Annotated in this window: 13 protein-coding genes; 5 read left to right on the top strand and 8 right to left on the bottom strand. The window is 52.7% G+C overall.

What is annotated here, in order from left to right; all coding sequences use genetic code 11:
* Positions 1–250 precede the first annotated feature (250 nt).
* From RIC19_RS03005 to RIC19_RS02995, 3 genes are all read left to right on the top strand, one after another.
* Positions 251–1525, top strand: coding sequence for a cation:proton antiporter (locus RIC19_RS03005; protein ID WP_350176689.1), 1275 nt, complete (start codon positions 251–253; stop codon positions 1523–1525).
* 674 nt (positions 1526–2199) lie between these two features.
* Positions 2200–7017 carry a GEVED domain-containing protein gene (locus RIC19_RS03000; protein WP_350176687.1) on the top strand — a complete coding sequence of 1606 codons (4818 nt, stop codon included), beginning with the start codon at positions 2200–2202 and terminating at the stop codon, positions 7015–7017.
* A gap of 446 nt (positions 7018–7463) precedes the next feature.
* The gene (locus RIC19_RS02995; protein ID WP_350176685.1) at positions 7464–13454 is read left to right on the top strand and encodes a GEVED domain-containing protein; all 5991 of its coding nucleotides are present in this window, start codon (positions 7464–7466) and stop codon (positions 13452–13454) included.
* A gap of 83 nt (positions 13455–13537) precedes the next feature.
* Here the strand turns inward: RIC19_RS02995 and RIC19_RS02990 are convergent, their stop codons facing one another.
* From RIC19_RS02990 to RIC19_RS02975, 4 genes are all read right to left on the bottom strand, one after another.
* Positions 13538–14212: a haloacid dehalogenase type II gene (locus tag RIC19_RS02990; protein WP_350176683.1), complete on the bottom strand. Its 675-nt coding sequence runs from the start codon at positions 14210–14212 to the stop codon at positions 13538–13540.
* A gap of 2 nt (positions 14213–14214) precedes the next feature.
* Positions 14215–14775 (bottom strand): NUDIX hydrolase, encoded by a 561-nt coding sequence (locus RIC19_RS02985; protein WP_350176682.1) that lies wholly within the window; start codon positions 14773–14775, stop codon positions 14215–14217.
* A 9-nt stretch (positions 14776–14784) separates the two neighbouring features.
* The gene (locus tag RIC19_RS02980; RefSeq protein ID WP_350176680.1) at positions 14785–15780 is read right to left on the bottom strand and encodes a hypothetical protein; all 996 of its coding nucleotides are present in this window, start codon (positions 15778–15780) and stop codon (positions 14785–14787) included.
* Between the two features lie 74 nt (positions 15781–15854).
* Positions 15855–16583, bottom strand: a complete 729-nt coding sequence (locus RIC19_RS02975; RefSeq protein WP_350176678.1) for a zinc ribbon domain-containing protein — start codon at positions 16581–16583, stop codon at positions 15855–15857.
* Between the two features lie 152 nt (positions 16584–16735).
* On the opposite strand from RIC19_RS02975, the gene RIC19_RS02970 reads away from it, so the two are divergent.
* Positions 16736–17683 carry a hypothetical protein gene (locus RIC19_RS02970; protein WP_350176676.1) on the top strand — a complete coding sequence of 316 codons (948 nt, stop codon included), beginning with the start codon at positions 16736–16738 and terminating at the stop codon, positions 17681–17683.
* A 201-nt stretch (positions 17684–17884) separates the two neighbouring features.
* Entirely contained in the window at positions 17885–18805 is a 921-nt protein-coding gene (mmuM, locus tag RIC19_RS02965) for a homocysteine S-methyltransferase (protein ID WP_350176674.1), read from the top strand.
* Positions 18806–18847: 42 nt separating this feature from the next.
* On the opposite strand, the gene RIC19_RS02960 is transcribed toward mmuM, so the two are convergent.
* The 4 genes from RIC19_RS02960 to RIC19_RS02945 form a co-directional block, all read right to left on the bottom strand.
* Positions 18848–19693: a tetratricopeptide repeat protein gene (locus RIC19_RS02960; protein ID WP_350176672.1), complete on the bottom strand. Its 846-nt coding sequence runs from the start codon at positions 19691–19693 to the stop codon at positions 18848–18850.
* Entirely contained in the window at positions 19668–20798 is a 1131-nt protein-coding gene (locus tag RIC19_RS02955; protein ID WP_350176670.1) for a hypothetical protein, read from the bottom strand. The genes RIC19_RS02960 and RIC19_RS02955 overlap by 26 nt, the downstream gene beginning before the upstream one ends.
* Positions 20799–20887: 89 nt before the next feature.
* The gene (locus tag RIC19_RS02950) at positions 20888–21469 is read right to left on the bottom strand and encodes a GNAT family N-acetyltransferase (RefSeq protein WP_350176668.1); all 582 of its coding nucleotides are present in this window, start codon (positions 21467–21469) and stop codon (positions 20888–20890) included.
* Between the two features lie 3 nt (positions 21470–21472).
* On the bottom strand, positions 21473–23425 hold the full coding sequence (locus RIC19_RS02945) for an alpha-1,4-glucan--maltose-1-phosphate maltosyltransferase (protein WP_350176666.1): 1953 nt from the start codon (positions 23423–23425) through the stop codon (positions 21473–21475).
* Between the last annotated feature and the right edge of the window lie 171 nt (positions 23426–23596).

The raw sequence follows: 23596 nt of genomic DNA, 5'->3' as shown, positions 1-23596 counted from the left end.
GGGTGGTAGGGTGATTTTTTTCAGACGGTCTTGCGACCCGCTCCGGGAGCGGCCGCCTAACATACTAATTACACGCGGTGAGCGATAAGTTGACAAAGCGCGGTTGAAAATAGCGCATTTTTCGCACTGTACTGGCCCGACGCATCAAGATTAATAGTGTACCGGGTTTTCTTTTTAGGGCAGGCACAAAGTGAGGATGGAACGCTATCTTTGCTGCCAGCATTTTTTAGCTATCCAAAACGAAAAAACCATGGACCTGTTTACGATCCTTACCATCCTGATTGTTGTAGCCGCTATATTTGGCTACATCAATGTCCGTTTCCTGAAATTGCCTGTCACTATCGGGCTGATGATCATTTCTCTGGGGTTCTCCCTGCTAACGATGGCTGTCAGTCAGTTTTATCCGGCATTATTTGAGTTGGAGAAGAGCCTCGTGGAGCAGATTGATTTCCATAAAGTCCTTATGGAGGGTATGTTGAGCTTTCTGCTTTTTGCAGGAGCCTTGCATGTCGATTTTAATTCCCTTAAAAGTATGCGCTGGCCCATATTGCTCTTTGCTACTCTCGGTGTAGTCACGTCCACTTTTCTGGTGGGGGCGCTTTCTTTCTTTTTGTTTAATGCGATTGGTATTACGATTCCCTTCCTGCACTGTCTGCTGTTCGGTGCGCTAATTTCCCCCACTGACCCGATTGCCGTTTTGGGGATTTTGAAGCAAGCAGGCGTGCCCAAAGACCTGGAGACCAAGATAGTGGGCGAAAGCTTATTTAATGATGGTATTGGCGTCGTCGTATTTATCAGCATTTATCAATTGGTGCAATCGGGCGCCGGGCACTTTGAAGCAGGAGAAGTAGCTTTCCTATTCCTGGAAGAAGTCGGTGGAGGCATTACTCTGGGGCTTGTACTGGGTTATGTTTGCTACTACATGATGCGGACTATTGACGATTACGAGGTCGAAGTTTTAGTCACATTGGCTATGGTAATGGGAGGGTATCTGTTGGCGGCGAGCCTGCATTTTTCCGGACCTTTGGCTATGGTCGTCGCCGGGTTGATGGTGGGGCACAAGCGCTTTCGTACTTCCTCCATGTCTGAACAAACGGAGCGTTATGTCGACAAGTTCTGGGAGCTGATGGATGTCTTGTTTAATGCTGTTCTGTTTGTCCTTATTGGCTTGGAAATTGTTATTCTGCAGTTCGTTCCTCAGTACTTAATTGCCGGGCTGATTGCGATCCCCCTGGTTTTGTTGTGCCGTGCTATGGCTCTGGCTACCCCTATCGCGTTATTTCGAAACCGGCTGGATTTCTTCCCTAAAACCAACCTGATTATGACCTGGGGCGGCCTGCGTGGCGGTATTTCTATAGCACTTGCCCTGTCACTTTCTGAGCATATGAGCAGAACACCGATATTGACCATAACTTATATTGTAGTTGTTTTCTCCATTATCGTTCAGGGGCTTACTGTAGGTCGGCTCGTTAAGAACGTACAACAGGAAAACAATTCGTCAGGCGTAGAAATTTCGCAGGATTAATTTTTTTATTTCAGTCGTAATGCTTTGAAAAACAATGGGGTAAAGCTTTCCGAGAGCGGCTTTTAAGCAAGAAACTCTCGGTGAGCTAGATCAATATTTATATTTTTAATATATTTGCAAATGCATTATCGTGTAGCCATGCTATACGGTGCGAGTTTCTTCCCCATAGAAAGTTCCTAAACAGGCACGCCTTCCCAACACAGCACTAAGCGATTTTAATACTATTATCCAAACAGCAGGAGGGTAAGGGAAACTTCCCTTTGCACAAAAACTAAATAATCCATGAGAGAGCTTATCCCCCCAAACTGACGTTACAGTCCGCCAAGGCGAGTTTTTTCAAATTCTGTCTTGTTGGACTTGTTTGCTAAGAGCTTGTTGGGATTTTGCTTTTGGAGCGAACGCAGCCAAATTTTGTTCTGATTAAGGCGTGATGAGGGAATATAGCCTTAGCTACGTGACCGACCTGTCCGCCGTACAAGACTATGGCAGGCGGGAGAACAACAAAGAGCAGGACAAAATTTGGCAAGAGTAGCCCGAAGTGTAAAATCCCAACAAGCTCTAAGCCCACGTAGCACTTAAAAATTATTGAAGACGACCCAACCTTACAGGACAGACCCCTCCTGTGAGTCAGGCTTTCTATGCCATTAAGAAAGCACTGGTAACTGCACAAAAACATGAGAAATAGTATACTATTACTAGTATTCCCGCTACTCGTTAGTATCCTTTGCCAAGCCCAGGAAACGGCGCCCCTTCGGCTACAGTCTGCTTCACTTTCTACAGAAGCTGTAGCCGCACTCAGCCACCGCGCACGTCAGGAGCAAGCCTGGCAAGATTACGCTTTTCAGGGCGAGACTTACTTCATTGTACAGTTTCAGGAGCTGCCCACGGCGACTGAGCGTAAAGCCTGGGAGGCGAAAGGGCTGCGTTTTCTGCAGTTTTTGCCCGAGCGTTCCTTTTTGGTAGCGCTACCGGCCCGGTTCTCACCAACAGACCTGCCTTTTCCTACCCTTCTGCCTATGCTGGGCACCTTCAAGTTGACGAGCAACTGTGCGGCACAGATTAACCAAAAGGGCGGCCGCGGACTCATGGACATCACCGTACTGCCAATGCCGGGCCTTAACGCAGAGGCTTTGCTCCCTTCCCTGCCCCCCTCTTTCAAAATAGACAAGGTCAGTACCCAGTACCTGAAAGGTGCAGTAAGCATAGCGGATATCCGCACCTTGGCCAGTCACCCTGGCGTATGGTTGATAGAAGCCGCTGAAGCTGCCCCCCAGCCAGAAGGCTTACAAAATGGTGCGGTCATGGGCGCTCCTGTTTTGCACAATAATGGAGAAAGTGCGTTCACCGGAGCACAGGTAGTCATCGGTATCGCAGATGATGGCAATGTTTACCACAAAGACCTGCAGAACCGGTTGATTCTGGACCTGAGCGATGATTTTGGGACCAGCCATGGCGAAATGACCACCAGTATTGCCGCGGGCGCTGGCAACCTGCTGCCTGAAGCTCAGGGGCTGGCACCAGCTGCAAAAATACACCTTAGTTTTATTTTGGACTACCTGCACCATAGTGCCGCCGTTGAAAATTATTACCAGCATAAAGTCACCATCACTTCTACTTCTTATGGAGACGGCTGTGGTGGGTTTTACAATTCAAAAGCAGCTGAGCTTGATGATCAGATGCATCAGCATCCTGTGTTCATGCACTGCTTTTCGGCAGGCAATGAAGGGGGAGGTACCTGCAGTGAAGTTTATGCGCTGCTCGATTTCGACCTCGTCAGCCCCTTCGCCAACATCACCGGCGGGCGCAAGGCTGCCAAGAACGCTATTACGGTAGGGAATGTAGATACCGACGGCATTCTGGCGCAGAGCAGCAGCGTTGGCCCGGCGGAAGATGGCCGCCTGAAGCCTGATATTGTGGCTGTAGGAGAAAATGCAGTGGCCAATGGACCCGGTAACAGCTATATTAAGGCAGGCGGAACCTCCGCTGCTGCACCAGCTGTAGCTGGTATCCTGGCTCAGCTGACAGAGGCCTACCGCGGGCTCCACAGTGGGGAGGACCCCCCATCTGCATTGCTCAAAGCGGCGTTGTTGAATGGGGCCAGAGATTTAGGGCGCCCCGGCCCCGATTTCCAGCACGGCTGGGGGTTAGCTGATGCCGAAGCCGCTACGGAAATGATTGTGAGCGGTCAATATTACTCAACCAAGCTATCTCATAGTGCAGAACGTACCTTTACGATTCAGATACCCGGCAATACGGAAACAGCAAAGATCATGTTGGTCTGGCACGATATCGCTGGCGCTCCCATCGCAGCAAAAGCATTGGTGAATGACTTGGATCTTCGGGTGCTGGGGCCGGAGGGGCAATTGTATTACCCCTTGGTGCTTTCCAGTTTTCCGCACCCCGACAGCCTGACCGCAAATGCCAAGCCAGGCATTGACCGGCTGAATAATGTAGAACAAGTGGTGATTGCTAACCCTACTCCGGGCACCTATACTGTAAAGGTGAAAGGGCACTTGGTGCCGGAAGGCCCACAGTCTGCTGAAATCGTCTACCGCTTTGAGGAATCAGGATTGGCAATCCGCCACCCCGTTGCCCAGTCGGCAGTAGCACCCGGCAGCCCGCTGAAAGTGGTCTGGGACAAAGGAGGGGCAACCGGGCCTTACACGCTGGCTTACCGCAGGGTAGGTTCCTCAGGCTGGACAACGTTTGCATCAGGCCTCTCCGGCCACAGTTGGTTGCACAATTGGCAGGTGCCAGCGTCTCTGCACGGTTCTTTTCAAATCAGGTTGAGCAATAGCCAGGAAGCCGTTACTTCAGAGGTGTTCACCGTTTTGGCTAAGCCAGGGTTTTATATCGAGCAATCTGGTATTCAAAAGGCGACCATGCATTGGGCTCCGGTGGAAGGGGCGGTCAGTTATGAAGTTTTTGCATTGGGCGAACAGTATATGGAGCTACTGGGGAGCACCAGCGAAGTCTCCTTTGAATTCCCTATTCCTCAGGGTACCGGCAACTGGTTTAGCATTCGTGCCATCATGGAGAATAACATCCCCGGCCCCCGGGCCCGCGCCCACTTCTACCGGCAAACTGTTTGTAACAATCAGGCGCTGCTGAAATTGCACCTGGACGATAAGCCAGAGGAAACCACCTGGTCGCTCGTGGATGAAGCCGGTCAGGAAATGGTGATTGCCGGACCCTATCCGGGTTACATGGCGGGCGAGGTGGTGGAAGTTCCGCTTTGCCTGCCCGACGGTTGCTTTACCCTTTCGGTACAGGATAGTGGTAATGACGGCCTCTGCTGCGAGGACGGAGCAGGCAAATATGAGCTGTATAATCATCAGGGACATCTACTGGCTGAAGGTAGCCACTTCGGTGGCAATGGTATTGCTTTCTTCTGCATGGAGTCCAATCAGCCTACCTTACAGGCTTTCGCTACAGCGGCAGAAACAGTCAGCTGCAACGGTGCAGAAGATGGCTGGGCCGTTGCATACCCGAGTGGGGGTGCGGGCAACTACTCCTTCAGCTGGAGCAACGGAGGCACGACACAACAAATTACAGGCCTGTTAGCAGGGACTTACGAGGTGACCATTTCTGACCAAGTCACCAGCGTAATGTCGAGTGTTATCATATCTGACCCCGCACCATTAAGCGTAATGATTGCTACTGAAGATTCCGGTTGTGGCTCAATAGGGAATGGTATGGTGAACGCCATGGTATCCGGAGGAACAGCCCCTTATCAATTCCAATGGAGCAACGGGGAGACCGGCAAGGAGCTCCTCCAAATACCCGCTGGCAGTTATGCCGTTACGGTATACGATAGTAAAGGCTGTATGGTCTCTACCACAGCACAGGTTTTAGATGCGAGCCCGCTGGCACTTTACCTGGCGGGAGATGCGCCCACTTGTGCGGATGCGCAGAACGGAGCGGCTTTCGTTTCGGTAGTAGGGGGGTACCCACCTTATCAGTACGCATGGAGCAACGGCAGCACCTTTCCAACTGCTACCGGACTGGAGACTGGCAATTATCAGCTGACAGTAACGGATGGGCTAGGGTGCTCGGCAACTGGCCACATTGAGCTGGAAGGGCCCACGCCCATTGGTGCGGATATCACCTACACGGACACGCTTAGCCACCTCGAAGTCTCCGTTTTTGGAGGCGTGCCACCGTATAGCTTCCAATGGTCGGATGGGTCTACGGCCTCTTCTTTATCCATTAACGAAAGCGAGGTGTACCAGCTCACCATAACGGATGCCAATGGCTGTCAGCGGATCTTGAGTGAGGAGGTCTCGTCGGAGGCGCCAGCGCATTGCACTCCCGAGGTCACTACCAATGCTTACAATTGGATTGATGCGGTCCGGATCGACACCGCTCATCGGTATACCGGGCAGAACCAAGAGCCCTATGTTTCCTTTGAGGGGGCGGATGAGCTGCTGATCTCTGTACGGGCAGGGCAGCCTTACACTATGTCGCTTTACGCTGGCTTCCAAAGTGGCACGTTGCCCGTCTATTGGCGGGTATGGATTGACCTCAACGAAGATGGCGACTTTGAGGATGAGGGCGAGCAGCGCTTCCACTCTGGCCAGCAAACCACGGATTCACTGTCCTTCCTGTTTCAGCTGCCTTCAGAAACCACGCCTGGCTTGAAAGTCATGCGCATCAGTCAGAGCTTCCTTGCTCCGCCGGGCGCCTGCGGGGTTTACCTATACGGGGAGACCGAAGATTACCGCCTGAGGGTGACCGGGCCGGTTGCTTACTGCGCGTCATCAGGGCAGAGTACGTCTCAGGAGTGGATTGAAGCTGTACAAACAAACACCTGGATAAATGAGTCCGGAAACGATGAGGGGTATGGGGACTATACGAGCCTGTCGCTGACAGCAAGTGCCGGCGAGGTGGTACCAATAACGCTCATACCGGGCTACAGTGGATCGCCGATGGTAGAATTTTGGAGCATTTGGGCTGATTTCAACCGGGATGGTATTTTCAATCACGATAATGAGTTGGTCTTTCAGTCTGGTCCGGCAGTAGGCCCGGTGCTCGGCAACATTGAGATACCGGAGTCGGCAACACCGGGGCCTTTGTCTGTACGCATCAATATGCGATGGAATGCGGTGCTCAATCCCTGCAGTAATTTCTCCTGGGGAGAGGTGGAAGACTATCAGTTCATGATTGCACCACCGCCCGGGTTCAGGAGTGCAGGCAATTCACCATTGCCCGTTCAGGTACGGGCCGGAATTCCTGAAAACGCCGGTACACTAAAAGTGTGGCCAATACCCGCTGGACAGGTGTTAAATTATGCCATTGCCCAAGAGTTTGACGGACCCATTGAAGCAGTCCTCTACGATGGGTTGGGCCGGGTTGTGGTCCGAAACCATCAGGACGGCCACAAGGGGCTGCAACAGTTCAAACTTAACCTTGACGCGGTTACCCCCGGGCTTTATCAGTTACTGGTCCGGACTGGGCAGCAGGTGTACCTGAAGGGCATTGTGGTCAGGTAAGAGCCCGTGGAACCAAAAAAAATAAAAAATATTCAATTTTTGTCAATATATTGACTATGTCACAATTAAAACTGATTGAAGGTTTGACTTATAAGTAATATTCCCATAACTTTGTAAGGCAAAGAATAAAGCTGAAACCGCTTTGTTCCTCCTCATAAAATGCCAAGCTGAATTCTCCCCCTTTTTAGGTTTACAGGACTATTGTCAGCAAACACGGAACTTCACACAATTTTTGCAAATACGGAACAACCTACCGGTATACCCTGTGGGCATCCATTGAGGTTGGGCTGAATTAACTTATGGTTGGTCAGCCTAGTCCACGATGAGGGATTCGCTGTGTCGCGAATAGCCCTCTTGATTAGTGCACAAGAACCAAATTAAAGGTCACTTACGCTTGTTTTGATCAAGGGTAAGTTGTACCGCCCAGACAAAAACACAGACAGGACATGAGATGTACTTTACTGTTCATCATTCTACTATTTTTAGTTGGAGTTTCGCCCCTGGCGTCCCAAGACTACGGCGTAAGTTTTCAGTCCGGATCGGTCCCCTCTGATGCTTTTGCCCTGCCGAGTTCAGAAAGCGACTCTTTATTCGCTGAATTCCTCTACGAAGGCAATTACTACATTATCATACAGTTTGATGCGATTCCAGATGCTGGGGCGCTGCAAGTCCTTGAGCAAGATGGGGTGGAGTTGTTTGCTTATATTCCCAACTACGCTTATTTGGCCAAGGTGCCGGAGACGGTCAATTTTGCCGAGCTGCAGGCGCGTGCACTTGCACCTTACGATGGAAGTTTTAAGCTCCCTGCACAATTGTCTGGGAATAACTTCCCTGCTTATGCTTACAACAACGGGGAGCTTAACGTAGTCATCAGCCCCTGGCCCAGTGTCACAAAGGCTTCACTGAAAGCCGCGCTCGAGGATCTTGGGTATGCTCCGTTGGATACACTGCCAACAGAGCTTTCCCTTACCATACCTGAAGACAGCCTGCTCAGCATCGCCCGCCACCCGGCTATACAGTATGTCGATCTTCCGGAGGCCCCGCCCGTGCGTGAAGGTTTTGTGGGGCGTACGTCCCACCGTCTTAACCTCCTGAGCACCGGCCCGGGCTTGCAGTACGATGGTGAAGGCGTCTATATTCTTATTGGTGATGATGGCGGTGTCAGCCACGAAGATTTCCGTGGACGGTTAGAAGATCTGACCAATACCAACTTTGGTACTCACGGAGATATGACGCTGGGGCTTGCCGGTGGAGCCGGTAATATTGACCCCCTTGGCATAGGTGCGGCACCGGGTGCTTCTCTAAAACTCTACGATATTTCCGGCTATCCGCATATCAGTGCGGCACCGGCCTTACAAGCCAGCGAGGGCTTTGTGGTCACCTCTTCTTCCTTTGGTGAAGGATGCGGGGGGCTCTATACTTCTACTTCCCGCGACATCGACAAGCAGGTGTATGATAATGGTTATCTGTTGCACTTTTTCTCAGCGGGTAATAGCGCATCTTCAGCTTGCAGCCCAATTTACGGATCGCTGGTGCTGAATAACTTCCGCTACGGCAACATTACCGGGGGGCGCAAAGTAGGCAAGAATGTTTTTGCGGTTGCTAACCTGTTTTACGATGACAACCGCGTCGCTTCGAGTAGCCGCGGCCCTGCCATTGACGGTCGGATCAAACCTGACCTGAGCGCCCACGGGCAGGGCAATTACTCTACCCGCCCTGACAACGGTTACGGGCCCGGCGGTGGCACCTCTGCGGCTTCTCCAAGCCTGGCGGGTACGGCCGCGTCTTTGGTGCATGCCTTCCGTAGCCTGCACAATCAAGACCCAACTGCAGCACTGCTTAAAGGCACTTTGCTCAATACAGCCGATGACCTGGGGCGCCCCGGACCAGACTTCGACTTTGGCTGGGGCCGGGTACACGCAGGCCGTGCTCTGGAAGTAATCGAAAACCAACAGTACTATGAGACTACCGTATCAGATGGTAGCTCCAATACGCACGACATCTTTGTGCCGGTGAACGTGAAGGAGGTCCGCATCATGATCTACTGGACCGATGCCGAAGGCTCCCCCGTTGCGGCGAAAGCCCTGGTCAATGATCTGGACCTTTCTGTAGCAACGCCGGCAGGGCAGGTCCGGCATCCCTGGAAGCTTAGTACCGTGCCCCATATCGACAGTATTACCAAGCCTGCCTATAATGGTGTAGACCGGCTGAATAATATGGAGCAGGTCAGTATCGTAGACCCTGCTTCCGGAACATACACCGTTAAGGTTGACGGCTACCTCGTGCCTAGTCAAACACAAGACTACGTGGTGGTTTACACTTTTCTGTACAATGATGTCAAGCTGGTTTACCCACAGGCGGGAGACGGCCTTGTGCCCGGCGAGCCTACTACGATCCGTTGGGATGCTTACGGTACAAACGGGTCTTTCGCACTCGACTATTCCACCAACGGTGGTAACTCCTGGAATACGATTGCCAGCAGTATCCTGGGCAGCCGCCGGCATTTCAACTGGAATGTACCTAATATTGCCAGTGGTACTGTGCAGGTACGTGTGCGCCGGGGTGGACAAATCAGCGGAACGGACGGTAACCTATCTATTATTGGCCAGCCTAATTTCCAGGTCAGCACCATCCCCGGTAATCAGGTGCGGCTCACCTGGAGCCCGGTCAATGGTGCTAATACCTACAGAGTATACCGCTTAGGTAGTAAGTTTATGGAATTGCAAGGGGCCACAAGTGGCACGAGCTTCGAAATGGCCGCACCTTCAGGAGCAGAAGGCTGGTATGCTGTGGAAGCAGGTATTGCCGGTAGCGGATTCGGGCGGCGTACCAAAGCTGAACCCCACACTTTCTTTGCCTGTCAGACGGATGTTGAAATCACACTGAACTTTGATTTGCGGCCTCAGGAAACGAGTTGGCAAATTCGTGATAATTCAGGTAACGTGATCGCGTCCGGCGGGCCTTATATCGAGCAGGGGCCGATGTCCTCCCTTACAGTGACTGAGTGCCTCCCTTACGGATGCTTTGAATTTGTCATTAAGGACACTTACAGCGATGGGATGTGCTGTGGTTCTAATGGAAACGGCTCTTACGAAGTCAGGAATGAAAATGGCGTACTTTTGGCCAACGGCGGGCAATTTGGAAGTCAGGAGGTGACACCTTTCTGCCTCGACCCCACCGGTGGCAACGACCTGACCGTTCAGGTGACTGGCGTGAATGCGGTTTCTTGCCACGGCGGCAGTAACGGCAGTGCTACCGTAATTGCTGCCGGTGGTAGCGGTACTTACACTTACGCCTGGAATAACGGATTGTCAGGCCCAACAATCAGCAACCTTAGCGCCGGTACCTATATCGTTACGGTGTCGGATGGAGCTCAGAGCGTCACACAGATGGTGGCCATCACACAGCCAAACCCTCTGCAGGTTACTTTTAATACTGTACAGCCCAGCTGTAGTGGTGTGGCAGACGGTATCATTAGCGTATCCGTAAGCGAAGGGCTGGAAGTAGACTATGCCTACACCTGGAGCAACGGCAGCACCGGGTCTTATGTCACCGGTCTTGCCACCGGCTTTTATGCCGTCACGGTGACGAACAACAAAGGGTGTACCACCCAAGCTTCAACGGCACTGACGAGCCCAAGCCCGGTCACTACACAAATCGCTTCCACACCAGTATCTTGTTTTGGCAACAACGATGGCAGTGCCTCTATTCAATTTATCGGGGGTGGCACAGGAAACTACAGTGTGCAGTGGAGTAATGGTTCGAACAATCTCTCCATCCACAGCCTAAGCCCGGGCAACTATTCGGTGACAATCACCGACTCCAACGGCTGCTCCGTAGCGCAAAACGCAATTGTTGGTGCTGCCCAGCCCCTTGATGTAGGGTTAAGCGCAACCAACGTACCTTGCAATAACAACGGAGAAGGAAGCATCACCGCAACGGTTACCGGTGGCGCGCAACCGTACACCTATAGCTGGAGCAACGGCGCTCAGGGCTCTGTTGCTACAGGGCTGCAACCCGGGGTTTATATGCTCACGGTAACGGACATGAATGGCTGTAGCGCGGTTGAGCAAAGCATTGTACAAACGGCTTCTTCTATCACACTTACTACCTCTGCGGCCGCAGCCAGCTGCTCCGGAGGTAGTGCTTCAGCAACCGTTGATGCTAATGGTGGCGCGCCTCCGTACACTTACCTGTGGAGCAATGGGGCAACTGCCGCAACGGTTTCCGGGTTGTTGCCTGGCGGTTATACGGTGTCCGTTACTGATGCCAATGGTTGTCTGGAAATAGCTTCGGTTAATGTACCGCAGACCACTTCGATCACCCTGAGCTTCATCCGCAACAATCCGGATTGTGCAGGGGCTAATGATGGCGCACTGACCCTCATCGTCAACGGCGGGCAATCACCCTATACTTTTGAATGGAGCAATGGCAGTACCGGTCAGAGCCAGAGTGGTTTAGGTGCAGGTGCCTATTCTGTTACCGTCACGGATCAGAATGGCTGCCAAACTTCGAGCACCATCAGCCTCACAGCTCCGGTGGCTCTTAACGCTCAGGCGACCTCAACGGATGCAACGTGCACGGGCGCTGCCAATGGCGTTGCTTCAGTGTCCGTAACCGGTGGCACGGGTAGTTATACCTACGCTTGGAATAATGGCGGGACTACCAATATCATTTCCGGCCTGAATCCGAACGTATATCAGGTGACCGTCACCGATCAGAATGGTTGTACAGTAGTGGCTTCCACGGAAGTGAAAAAGATTAACGAGTTGGAGGTGTCACTTACGGCACAGGATGTCTCCTGCAATGGGGGCAGCGATGGCAGTGTGGTGCCTACCGTTTCCGGTGGCTCCGGCAATTACGGGCAGTACCTTTGGAATACGGGCGCAACTACCACGACACTGGAGAATGTCTCTCCTGGTGGCTACAGCCTGACGGTAGTAGATGTACTGGGGTGCCAGGCCTCTGCCAATATTGTCGTGCAACAGCCTTCAGTACTCAACGCGAGCGTATCTACCACAGGTGCCAGTGTAAGTTCTAATGGCAGCGCAGTTATTAACACCAATGGTGGCACACCGCCTTATAATTACGCATGGAGCAATGGCCTTTCCTCGGCTTCTTCCAGCAACCTCGGAGCGGGCAGCTATCAGGTGACTGTTGCCGATGCGAATGGGTGCTCTATCAACCTGTCCTTTATCATCGAGAATGAAGCGCCGTCTCCCTGCAATTCCCGGGGCAACTCTACACAGTACGAGTGGATTGAGCAAGTGGCCTTTGGCGCGTTTGTGAACCAAAGCGGCAATGACGGTGGGCTGGGCGATTTTAAAGGTGATCCGGCCCTGCTTATTACTCTGGAGTCTGGCACCACAAATCCGTTTGTGCTCACGCCAGGCTACGCGGCCTTCGCCTTTAACGAATACTGGCGGGTTTGGATTGATTTCGATCAGGACGGCGATTATTCCGATCCGAATGAATTGTTGTTTACTTCCGGCCCTTCTAATAGCAGCGTGACTGGCTTCATGGAGCTGCCGGCAACCATTGATGAGGGCTCCTATACCATGCGTGTATCGATGAAGTATGGCAGTCCGCCTCAACCTTGTGCCAATGTAGCCTACGGTGAAGTGGAAGAGTACACGGTGAATGTTGTTGAACCGCTCATCTATTGCAGCGCGGCAGCTACGAGCTCGGTTATGGAGTGGATTTCAAGTGTACAAATTGGCGATATCAACAACAACTCCGGCAATAACGGGGGCTATGGCAGCTTCCTGTCCATGCAGCACACCGCTATCATTGGGGAAAACGTGGACTTTACCCTGACGCCGGGCTTCAACGGTTCGTCTATACCCGAAAACTGGGGCGTGTACGTAGATTTTAACATAGACGGAGATTTCAATGACCCCGGCGAAGAAGTCTATACCCGGAATAATTATCCATTCCAAAATGGCGGCAGCTTCGCGATTCCGGCATCTGCCACTCCTGGCCAGACCCGTATGCGGGTGATCATGAGCTACGCACCGAACCTTGATCCCTGCGAGGATTACGTCTGGGGGGAAACGGAAGATTATACGCTGATTATTGCCACTCAGGACCCTTCTACGGGTGTCGATCCTTTACAAGCGGGCAAAAACGATCCTGTAGCGCAGTCGCAACGATACCATGCGGCAAGTCAGGAAATGCCCGCAGTAGTACCGCCATCAGTCTATCCTAACCCGGCCAGCCACATGGCGACACTGGAATGGACGCAACCGGCTGAGGCGCGGGTACAATTCAGCCTCTTCAAAGCCGATGGTGCCCGCTTGTGGTTCCATGAAGCAGAACTGGTTGCGGGCTTCCAGCAAATAAAAGTGCCCACCGCTGATTTGCCGAATGGCATGTATTGGATGGTGGTGGTCGATAAAGATAATATGTGGCGCCTACCTCTTCAGGTCGCACACTGAAGGTAAGCGGCGGTGCTCTAAGAATTAAGGTATCAGGTTTCTGAAGCTGCCGGTGCTGCATTTGCAGTAACCGGTGGCTTTTTTTATGGTGTCAGTTGAAGGACGGACTGTACGATTTGCCCGGGCGTATGGCCGAGGATTTCAGGTACACCTCCGCTGCGGTTGAGCCATGCCGTGGAAAGCCCGGCTGATGCGGCACCTGCAATATCCCAGGTATTGGCGGACACGAAGCCGATTTGACCGGGTTGAAGCTGCAGGCGCTTTGCGGCCAGTCTGTAAACGGCGGGCACGGGCTTATAAGCCTGAATGGTATCTGCACTAATGAGGTGTTCAAAGTAGGTGTCAATACCTCTGTGCACACAGGCGCGTTCCAGAAGAGAAGGGTTGGCATTGGAAAGAATGGCGAGGCGGTAGTGCTGAGCAAGTATGGGCAGGGCTTCGAGGGCATCGGGGAATACAGAAAGGTCATAATAAGCGCTCATCACTTTGCGGATTTGCCCCAGTTTGGCGGTTGTGCCGGTAGCCTGCAGGGCGTATACCAAAGCATCCTCCGTGAGCGCATAAAAATCTTTATACTGCTCCATCAGGGTACGGAGCCAGGTGTACTCCAGTTGCTTTTGCCGCCAAACAGGCGCTATATGGCTGGCTTTTGAGCCAAACGCTGCCTTCAGCGCCTGATCGATACTGCGCACATCGAACAAAGTCCCATAGGCATCAAAAACAAGCGCCCGGGCTGCGGTAAAGTCATTGGAGTGCATAGTCAGCTATTTTGGAGATGATGAAAGAAGAGCAGGAGGGCATTGACGGTATGCGGGTGCTCGAATTGCCCACTGTAGAGGCGTTCCCGTACCTCTGCTTCGGGTAGCCACTGCAGGTACACATCCTCCCCTGCATCAAGGGTGGGCTGCTGCACGAGGCGGACATCTTCTGCCAGCCAATGGAAAATATAGCTGTCCTGAAAAACGGGGTTGGATGGGATTTTGCCCAGAAAGTGCCAGGACTGCGCAGTGGCACCGGCTTCTTCCAGCAACTCCCTGCGGGCGGCTATCTCTTGTGCCTCTCCGGTGTCTACCATGCCTCCGGGCAGCTCCAGGGTGTACCGCCCGATGCCAAAGCGGTATTGCTCTACAAAGAGTATACTACCGTCGGAGGCTCTGCGGGCTACGACATTAGCGGCATCCGGAGATTCGAGGACCACCATGCGCTCCACGGCTTTATTCCGCGGATTGCGCATGTAGTCGAAGCGGACGTTGAATATTTTGAGTTCAGGGCCGGGTTCAGCGCGCAGCCGTTCCCAGTCGGGCCTGGCAGTTGCCTGCATGTTTAGCGTTTATTTGTCATCGCCATCATCAAGAATAGCGTCATCGATGATTTCGTCCCCGTCCCCGTCGAGGTCATCAAAACCTTTGACTTTGCCGGTGTTCTTCTTAGGTTTATAATCAGGGTCTTTGCGGATGGTCAGGTCTTTATCAGATTGGCCTTCATCGGCGTAATCCCCGGAGACATACCGTTCGGCCTTATCGAAGAAGCTGTCCATGCCACCGAGGGGTTCTTTTTTGCGGTCCCGTTCCAGGTTTTCCGCGTTAGAGCGTTGCCCGCGTTCTTTCACCCGGCGCTCGAGTTCTTCATCCATCTTTTTGGCCTGCTCTGTGAGGTCGTCCATAGATTCTTTCTTCGCTTCCTCATTGGCTTTATCGACCAGGCCCTCAAAGCGGTCCATGAAAGTGCTGCCTTTCTCTTTGGCTTTATCCCAGAGCTTTTCGCCTTCTTCGAAGAGGCGTTCGTTGACTTTGTCGCTGGTATCGAGGACCCGCTTGCCAACGCGCTCAGAGAGATCAGCTGCTTTGCGGCCTGCTTCCCCGGCTACCCGCGAAAACTCCTCGCCGAACTCGTCAACCTTTGACCGCTGCCCCGGATCTTTCTCTTTTGATTGAGGCTCCTTTTCCGGAGGCGTGGTTTTACCGGAGAAAATATCTTCGAAGGAAGGCTCGTCTTCCTGTAGCTTTTCGTTTTTCTTGTTGTCGTCCATAGTAGTATTGGTATGCGTTACTTCGGGTTCGGTCTCAGGTGTTTCCGCACTTTTGAAGGCTTCGTTGACTAATTCTTCGGCAAAGCCCCGGGCCTCCTGAGCTTTCTTTTTCACTTTTGGGCGGTATTCATCATCTAGTTCTTCCATACGTCGCTTGGCTTTCTGGTAGTAATCTTTGGATTGTTCGCTGAGTTCTTCACCCAGTTTAGTGCCTTGTTCTTCTGCCTTGCGGCCTACTGAACGGGCGGCAGACTTGGCCCCAAACAGCAGTTTTTTCAGATCATCTTTCAGGCTCATAGCAGTTTTTTTAGCATTTGGACTTAGAAAGTAAGTAAAATCCGGGAGCTTGTAAAGCCTTAATAGACGAGGAGCTAAATTTCTTTGGCCTCTGCCTGGTCTTCAATATCCAGGAAACGTTCAATTTGCTGCTCAATATACAGGCCTTCCTCCGGGTTTTTCAGCCCTTTTATCAACTCCAGCCGTTGCCCGGAATGCATACGGGCAGAAAGGGCATACCGAATGTTTGGGCGGCCGTTGGTGGTACTTGCGACGTACTCTTCTACGTACAATTGCCGGATGTCACGAGTGTCTGCCTCCTGATTGCCCCGGAAAGGGATGGGAAGGGGGGCATGCTCGACAATCAGCTTTTGATTGGTGGCCTGAATGGTCGTTTTATTGACCAGGTTGGCAACAAGCGTATAGAGTAGCCACACGCCAACGGACAAATGCAGGCTCATGAACAAAAGTATCTGAAGCTCTCCGATCAAAAAGGCAAATATGGCGAAAGGGAATACGAAAATATTCCAGAGAATTGTAAAAAAGACAAGGAAGCCCTGTACCCGGTTGCGCCACCTGATTTGGATGTTGAGCTCGCTGAGCATCGCCTGTGCTTCAATGCCGGGCGGCATAGGGATATAGCCCCGGTCCTTCACCCGAGGGCGGGGGGGCATAGCCGGTGCAGACGGCACCACTGCCGCCACCCGATCTTCAAAACTAAATACCATACCGCACTTGCTGCATTTGGCCAGCAGCAGGTTGATATTGATCTGGTCTGCGGCTACGGGCGACCGGCATTCGGGGCAGGATAGCTTCTCTTGCATGGGCATTTGGTGTGAAATGGATAATACAATCAACCGAAAGTAAAAAAAAGTTTGAGGTCAGGCAACGCACAGGCAACTTACCGGGTCTAGCAAATATACATACAATCCAATTGCCGGAAAATACCGGAGGTTTAGACAAATCTCTATACTGAATGAGAAGGCTTTTTACATACTTTGGAATTGCGGTGCTACTGACAGGGTGCGTGGAAGAAGTTGATCAATTCCAGCCCCTAGAGCTTACTTCCGGCAATATCAACCGTTTCTTTGAGGCGGTACAATCCAGTCCAATTTTGGTTAGTTGGGACGCATCGCAAGAGAAACTGATCACATTGCCCGGCTACGGCCGGGTAATTGTTCCTCCCAATGCTTTTCTGTTCCCGGATGGATCAGAAGCATCGGGAACAGTTCAGGCAAAAGTGCTTGAGCTTTACAGCAAAGAAGATTTATTGCGCAATCGGATCACCACCGCCACTGCTGATGGCATCATCGAATCAGCAGGTACGGTCTTCATCGAGGTGGAGCAAGCCGGGCAAGCGCTTCGGCTGAAGCAGGATGAGATGATCCGTATTCAGATGGCTACCGCCCGTTACAATTCACGGATGCGCCTTTTCACAGGCAAATTGGCAGAGGATGAGACCCTGGAGTGGGTAGAGTATAGCCTGGGCGAAGCTCCCGTACGCTCCGTCGAACTGGAAGACCCGGAGTCCGGGCAGCTTGTTCCGGGGTTTGAATATTCCAGCCCCGAATTAGGGTACCTGAAATGCGGTAGTTACCTGTCTGATGAGCAAGGCACTGCTGAGGTTTGCCTCAACCTGCCTTACAGCTTCGATGCTAAAAATACGGTTGCTTTCATCGCTCTGCGCGATTACAACGGGCTAACGACGATTCCCTTTGAACAGGAGAATGCGCTCCGCCCGGATTGCTGTCGGGATGGCCTGCCTTCAGGCGAACCCGCCAAAATTATTGTGATTGCGGAAGGAGAAGAAGGGATGTACTTCCTGGAAGAAAAGACCGTAACCATTATGGAGAATCTGACCATTAGTATAACGCCCGAAGCGGCGTCCCTATCCGATATCATGCTTGCCCTCGAGGGGTTGTAAGCATGATATTCGGGTAGTTTCAAACTCGAACACCACGTTTTCCTTCAAATATTGTAATACCGCCGGCAATGATTTTGCCGGCGGTTTTTTACGTTTTACAGTTCTGGAAATCCGCTTTGCATCTACTTCGTAGTCTAGCGCCAAACAGCAAGAAGGCCTTATAAGCACCTCTCATGCTGGCTTTTATCAAAACCATTACGAATGCAACGACTATTAAACCGGGCTTTACCACTCCTTTTGGATGGAGCACTTGCCACCGAACTGGAGCACCGCGGGGCAGACTTGTCCGGAGGGCTGTGGTCGGCACATATCCTGAAAGCGCAGCCGGAGCTCATCCGGGAGGTTCACCTGGATTATTTCAGGGCGGGAGCAGACGTGGCCATTACAGCCAGTTACCAGGCGACTTTACCAGGTTTTCTGCAGGCAGGGTACAGCGCTACGGAGGCAGAGGCGCTCTTACGGCGTAGTGTAAAACTGGCAAAAGAGGCCCGCACCTTATTTTGCTCCGAAAGCAGCGGCATGTCTACGCCCCTGATTGCGGCATCGGTTGGCCCTTACGGTGCCTACCTGGCCGATGGGGCTGAATACCGAGGTCGGTACGGGTTAAGTGACGAGGCTCTGCGGGATTTCCATCAGCCCAGAATAGAGTGGTTACTCTCCGAAACCCCCGACCTGCTCGCTTTTGAAACCCTGCCCAGCTTGCAGGAGGCAAAAGTATTGCTGGAGATGCTGGAAGCGTACCCTGAAGCACAGGCTTGGTTTAGCTTCACGGCAAAGGATGCTGCCCACATAAGCGAAGGGCAACCTCTGGCAGAAGCTGGCCAGTTGCTGGGCGCCCACCCTCAGGTGGTGGCGATTGGGTTCAATTGTGTGCCACCGCATCTGGGCACGGCCCTGCTGGCCAATCTGGCCCGGCATACCTCCAAACCGCTCGTGATATACCCTAATAGCGGGGAAGGGTGGGACGCTGAACAGCAATGCTGGTTGCCGTCCTATCGGGTGCCAAAGGGATTTGGTTCCCTGCCGGAAGCGTGGTTGCAGGCGGGGGCGGGGCTCATCGGCGGTTGCTGCCGCACCCGGCCGGAAGACATACAGGCACTGCGGCAACTGTTTGCCCGGTAGCTTTAGCAAGAGCCGCCCGAAGTGTGAAAGTCCAACAAGCTCTTATTCAAAATGACCGGCCCAGTCTTCCAGTTGTTCCCGGTAAGTCTGGTAGAACTCATCCACATAAGTACGATCGTGGTAGTAGCCGCGGTCAAATTGCAGCTGGGCGTTCGCCACCGCAGTTTTTGCTGCCTCCGGATTGCCCAGCTCAGCCTCTGTCCGGCTCAGCCAAAACCAAAGGTCAGCGCTTTTCCCATCTGCATTGCGCAACCCCCGTTCGAAGGTAGCTTTGGCGGCGGCCCAGTCCTTTTGCTTATACTGTGCAATGCCTTTGAACAAAAACGTCTCGGTACCGATGTAGGCCTCTTCCACGGTTTTCAGTTCCTCGTTGATGTGGCGGTCAAAAAACAGGATGGCCTGGTCGTAATCCTCCAGTTGCAGGTAGCAGATGCCGCTCATGAACAGTATGGAAGTCGATTGCGGATAGTCGACGAAGTTGGGCGTCAGAGCATCCAGCGCCTGAAAATCAGCCAGGGCACGTTCGTAATCGTGGTAGAAGTAAAGGTACAGGTAGCCCCTCCAGCCCTGCCACTCTATCGGGTCGTGGCGTACAGCCCCCTGATAATACCGGTAGAAATCTTTGGTGAGCCCCCGTTTAACGGCCGGTGCTGCCAGTTCGCGGTAGGGGACCGCATTGGTCGAATCATAAAGCAAGGCTTCCTGCATCAGCAGGGTTTCACTTACGGTGCCCTGATAGTGGAATTGATGGCCACTAACCAGTTGCCGGGACAAAGCTTTGCGGCTTGCCTCGGGAATGTTTTTCTGGTACAACACAGGCTTCGGCTGGCAACTCTGCAGGAGCAGGGTCAACAGAGCCAGGCTATGGAAGCAATTCAATTTGTTCACCCTCCTGGATTTTATAGGTTAAGTAAGCGTAGGCGTCAGCCGGTTCGCCCCTGAGTTGCACCGGTGGCCAGTCGGTAAGCCCGGCAGTGATTTTACCCAAATGGGCTACAGTTGCCTTCGGGAATGAGGTCGGTTGGAAGTCCAGGTCTGCCGTCTCCAGGATGAAGCGCCCGGCCTCCCCCTCGCAGTTGATAACAAACCGGAAGGTCAGGTAACCGGATGCCCCCTTCAGCAGCTCCGTTTTCAGCTGTGGCTTTATCGCCTTCCAAAGCGCATACTTGCCACCCCGGTAGTGGATATCAGGGTCGGGGTTGTAGTAGTCAATGATGTCTTCGGTGCGGGTACAAAGCTTGAAATCAGGCCGGTAGCCCAGGACCGTAGCCGGATCGATAAAGGCGGCTCGTTCTAGCCCGTGCTGCTGACGTCGTTTGAATTCCTGCAAGGTCATTTGCTCAATGAGTTCCAGGCTGCCCTGGTAGCGGTCTGACTGGAAAGCCTGACCATACAGGCCGATCCCCTCCGCATAGATTTCCGAAAAGGCACTCGAGAACCGCAGCGTATCGCTATCCGAAATACGGACGGATTCGTACACGCCCGAGAAGAGGATGGCGGGGCGGTTTTCCACCAGGGTGTCTCTCCGTTGCAATTGACGTTCTACAGAGCGGTCCAGGAATATGCCCTCCGTACTGGTTTTTACCGAAGTGGCGGTATCGCTCTGCCAGTTGCGCATGACCGGTTGCAGCAGGGTTTTCCGGAGGGTGTCTGTTCCATTGTACTGCACATCTTCCAGGGTTTTCATTTGGCCTTCTTCAAAAGTGACTCTGCGCATCCGATTGGGCGTCAGGTCTGTACGGTAGTTGGTAATAACGAGCTCCTGAGCATCATTCCATTGGTAGGAAAGGTAATTGATATCGGTCCAGGTCTCTGAATGACCGGGGCGCTGATAGTGGAAGTAGTACTTTTGGGCGACCCCTTCCCGCAAGAGGGTAGGGGCTGGGAAATAAGCAGCAACGGGCTGAGGCAGGATGGCGGGCCGGGTACACTGGGATAGCAGTATACAAAGACCTGCTCCCCACATTAAACGAAAGTACAGCAGGTTATTCATTACTGAGGTGTAGTTGAGTTATAGCAAGGTACACCCATTTAGCGGCAGGGTTCAAATCCGGGTATGAATCAGTCTGTGCAGCCCGGCTTTTACAACTGCTTAATCCAGAATTGGAGGGACTTAGCGGACTCTTCCGCTTCGCCTACTTCCTGCCAGCTGATCAGGCAATGCAAATCTTCGGGCTGAAACCCCTGCTTGCGCCACAGCGGGTCGAGCGGCCGATAGCCATCCGGCTGCATCTTGTGGTCATCGGGGCGGACAACCGCGCAAAAGGTTAGCGTGGAGAAGCCCTGCTGCCGGGCAAATTGCTCCCGCAGCTCCAAAAACTGCTTGCCAATGCCCTGGCCCCGGTAAGCCGGCAAAAGCACGGACTCCCCGAAGTAGAAAATTTTAGTGATGTCCCATCCGGCTTCCAGGAAAGGGGCTTTGATGTTGTCGGTCTCTTCTACAAGCGGTAGCCCGGTACTTGCACCCACCACAGCATCCCCATCCTTCACCACCGCCATGAAGTTTTGCCGGGCCTGAAGGAAAGTATCCACATAAGCGACTTCGTAGGCCAAATCACCATCGTAGAGGTAGGGGTATTCCCGGAAGACCTCAATGCGCAACCGGGCGAGGTGCTCTACGTAGTCAGAGGCATCCCCTCCACTGAGTTGTAATATTTCAGGCATAGCCTATCGCCGGTTGTTCAGTTCTACTTTGAAGATATGCCCTTGCTGCTGATCGGGGTTGAGTTCCACATAGTTCCAGTCATTGAACCAATGGTAGATTTGCCCGGTCATCAGATCGGTCACCCGCAGGTTGACGTTGCCGGTTACACCCAGCAATGCCTTAGGCACTTCCACGAAACCCGACTGCCGGTAATCGGTATCAAGGTTGACGACGCACCAGATGATGTTGCTCTTGTCCCCTGTGAGCTTGACATAGCTCATCAGTGACTCATTGTCGGTGCGGGTGAAATGGATATTCCAGGTGTCCTGCAAGGCCGGTTGCTCCTTGCGGATGTGGTTGACCTTCGTGATTAGCTCCGTAAGCCGGTTGCGGTGGTTCCAGTCGTAGTGGCGGGTTTCATACTTCTCAGAGTTGAGGTACTCCTCTTTGCCATTGGTATGAGGGCTGTGCTCCATGAACTCGTAGGAAGGCCCGTACATGCCATAGTTGGAAGACAGCGTTGCTGCCAACAGGAAACGCTTCGCAAAGGTAGACGGGCCGGCGTTCATCAGCTCGTAAGCCAGGATGTCCGGCGTATTGGGCCAGAAGTTAGGCCGGAAGTATTCCCGGGACTCAGTCCGGGTCAGTTCGGTCATATATTCTTCCAGCTCCTTGCGGGTATTGCGCCAGGTGAAGTACGTATAAGACTGGTTGAAGCCCACTTTAGCCAGCTCTGCCATAACTTTGGGGCGGGTGAAGGCTTCGGCGAGGAAAATGGTATCGGGGTATTCCTTTTGCACTTCTGTAATGCACCATTCCCAAAAGCGGAATGGCTTGGTATGGGGGTTGTCTACCCGGAAAATCCGGATCCCCGCTTCGCACCAGTGGATGACCACGCTTTTCAGTTCTTCCCAAAGGTTTTTCCAGTCTTCGGTTTCGAAGTTGATGGGCACAATATCCTGGTACTTCTTCGGTGGGTTTTCCGCGTAAGCGATGGTCCCGTCGGGCCGCCAGGCAAACCACTCTGGATGTTCCTTGATGTAAGGATGGTCCGGGGCGCACTGAAACGCCAGGTCCAGCGCCACTTCGATACCCATACCACGAGCTTTCTCAATCAGCACTTCGTAGTCTTCCTGTGTGCCCAGCCCGGGGTGGATGGCTTTGTGGCCGCCCTCATCGCTACCGATGGCCCAGGGGGAGCCCGGCTCGCCGGGTTGGGCATTGGTGCTGTTGTTTTTGCCTTTGCGGTTGATCTTGCCGATGGGGTGTACCGGCGGCATGTAGAGGACGTCAAAGCCCATCTCCTGTACCCGGGGCAATAGCCGTTCCACATCCTTGAAAGTGCCATGCTGGCCAGGCTCCTGAGCCGTTGACCGCGGGAAAAGCTCGTACCAGGTGCTGAACATTTCCTTTTTCCAACCTACCCTGACCCGCAGGTTGTGGTCATAGATGGTTTCAAACTGCTTCATGGGCGTAGACTCCACGACTTGCTTAAAGTCTGGGCTAAGCACCAACTGAACAGCCGCTTCGTATTGATCCTCTGCCTCCAGCTGCCCGGCCATTTTCTGCAGGTCCTTTGCCTTGGATTTAGGGTACTGCTCAGCCGTTTTTCGTAAGAAGGCGGCACCGATTTTCAGTTCTACCCGCATATCCTGGCCGGCTTCCTGCTTTTTGAGAAACCCATCGTACCAGTGCAGGAGGTGGTCAACCCAGCCCGTGATTTTATAATGGTACATGCCCTTTTCGTTCACTTGGAAGGTAGCCGTCCAAATATCATTGATGCCCGGTTCCATCAGAACTTCTGTCCAACGCTTTTGGCTTTCGTGGCGGTAGAGGAGGGAAGCACGGATGTGGTCGTGCCCATCGCCAAAGATATCAGCAGTGACCGCTATGTGTTCACCAGGCACTCTTTTGATAAAGTAGCTGCCGTGGTCAACTTCAGGCTGTACATTTTCAATAACGACTCGGTTTCTCATGTTCGTTTTTTGGCTTAAGAGAGGATAGTTTTGTACGCAAACAAAAGTAGGGAGAATAATCGTAATTGAGAATTGAAAGCTCGGCTTTCCGGTAAATGTCAACAGAACGTTAAGCAAGCAGCGAAAGCGTTAACGGGCTGGGCACTATTCTATTTAAGCTGTATCTTACGA

The organism is Phaeodactylibacter sp., from assembly GCF_040219495.1.
Lineage (GTDB): Bacteria > Bacteroidota > Bacteroidia > Chitinophagales > Saprospiraceae > Phaeodactylibacter.
The sequence above is the reverse complement of the archived record's forward strand: the minus strand, read 5'-3'. Positions and strand labels throughout refer to the sequence as shown.

Bases quoted from the DNA above. Each gene is read 5' to 3' on its own strand.
- RIC19_RS03005 (WP_350176689.1), top strand. From the start codon at position 251: ATGGACCTGTTTACGATCCTTACCATCCTGATTGTTGTAGCCGCTATA.
- RIC19_RS03000 (WP_350176687.1), top strand. From the start codon at position 2,200: ATGAGAAATAGTATACTATTACTAGTATTCCCGCTACTCGTTAGTATC.
- RIC19_RS02995 (WP_350176685.1), top strand. From the start codon at position 7,464: ATGAGATGTACTTTACTGTTCATCATTCTACTATTTTTAGTTGGAGTT.
- RIC19_RS02990 (WP_350176683.1), bottom strand. From the start codon at position 14,212: ATGCACTCCAATGACTTTACCGCAGCCCGGGCGCTTGTTTTTGATGCC.
- RIC19_RS02985 (WP_350176682.1), bottom strand. From the start codon at position 14,775: ATGCAGGCAACTGCCAGGCCCGACTGGGAACGGCTGCGCGCTGAACCC.
- RIC19_RS02980 (WP_350176680.1), bottom strand. From the start codon at position 15,780: ATGAGCCTGAAAGATGATCTGAAAAAACTGCTGTTTGGGGCCAAGTCT.
- RIC19_RS02975 (WP_350176678.1), bottom strand. From the start codon at position 16,583: ATGCAAGAGAAGCTATCCTGCCCCGAATGCCGGTCGCCCGTAGCCGCA.
- RIC19_RS02970 (WP_350176676.1), top strand. From the start codon at position 16,736: ATGAGAAGGCTTTTTACATACTTTGGAATTGCGGTGCTACTGACAGGG.
- mmuM (WP_350176674.1), top strand. From the start codon at position 17,885: ATGCAACGACTATTAAACCGGGCTTTACCACTCCTTTTGGATGGAGCA.
- RIC19_RS02955 (WP_350176670.1), bottom strand. From the start codon at position 20,798: ATGAATAACCTGCTGTACTTTCGTTTAATGTGGGGAGCAGGTCTTTGT.
- RIC19_RS02950 (WP_350176668.1), bottom strand. From the start codon at position 21,469: ATGCCTGAAATATTACAACTCAGTGGAGGGGATGCCTCTGACTACGTA.
- RIC19_RS02945 (WP_350176666.1), bottom strand. From the start codon at position 23,425: ATGAGAAACCGAGTCGTTATTGAAAATGTACAGCCTGAAGTTGACCAC.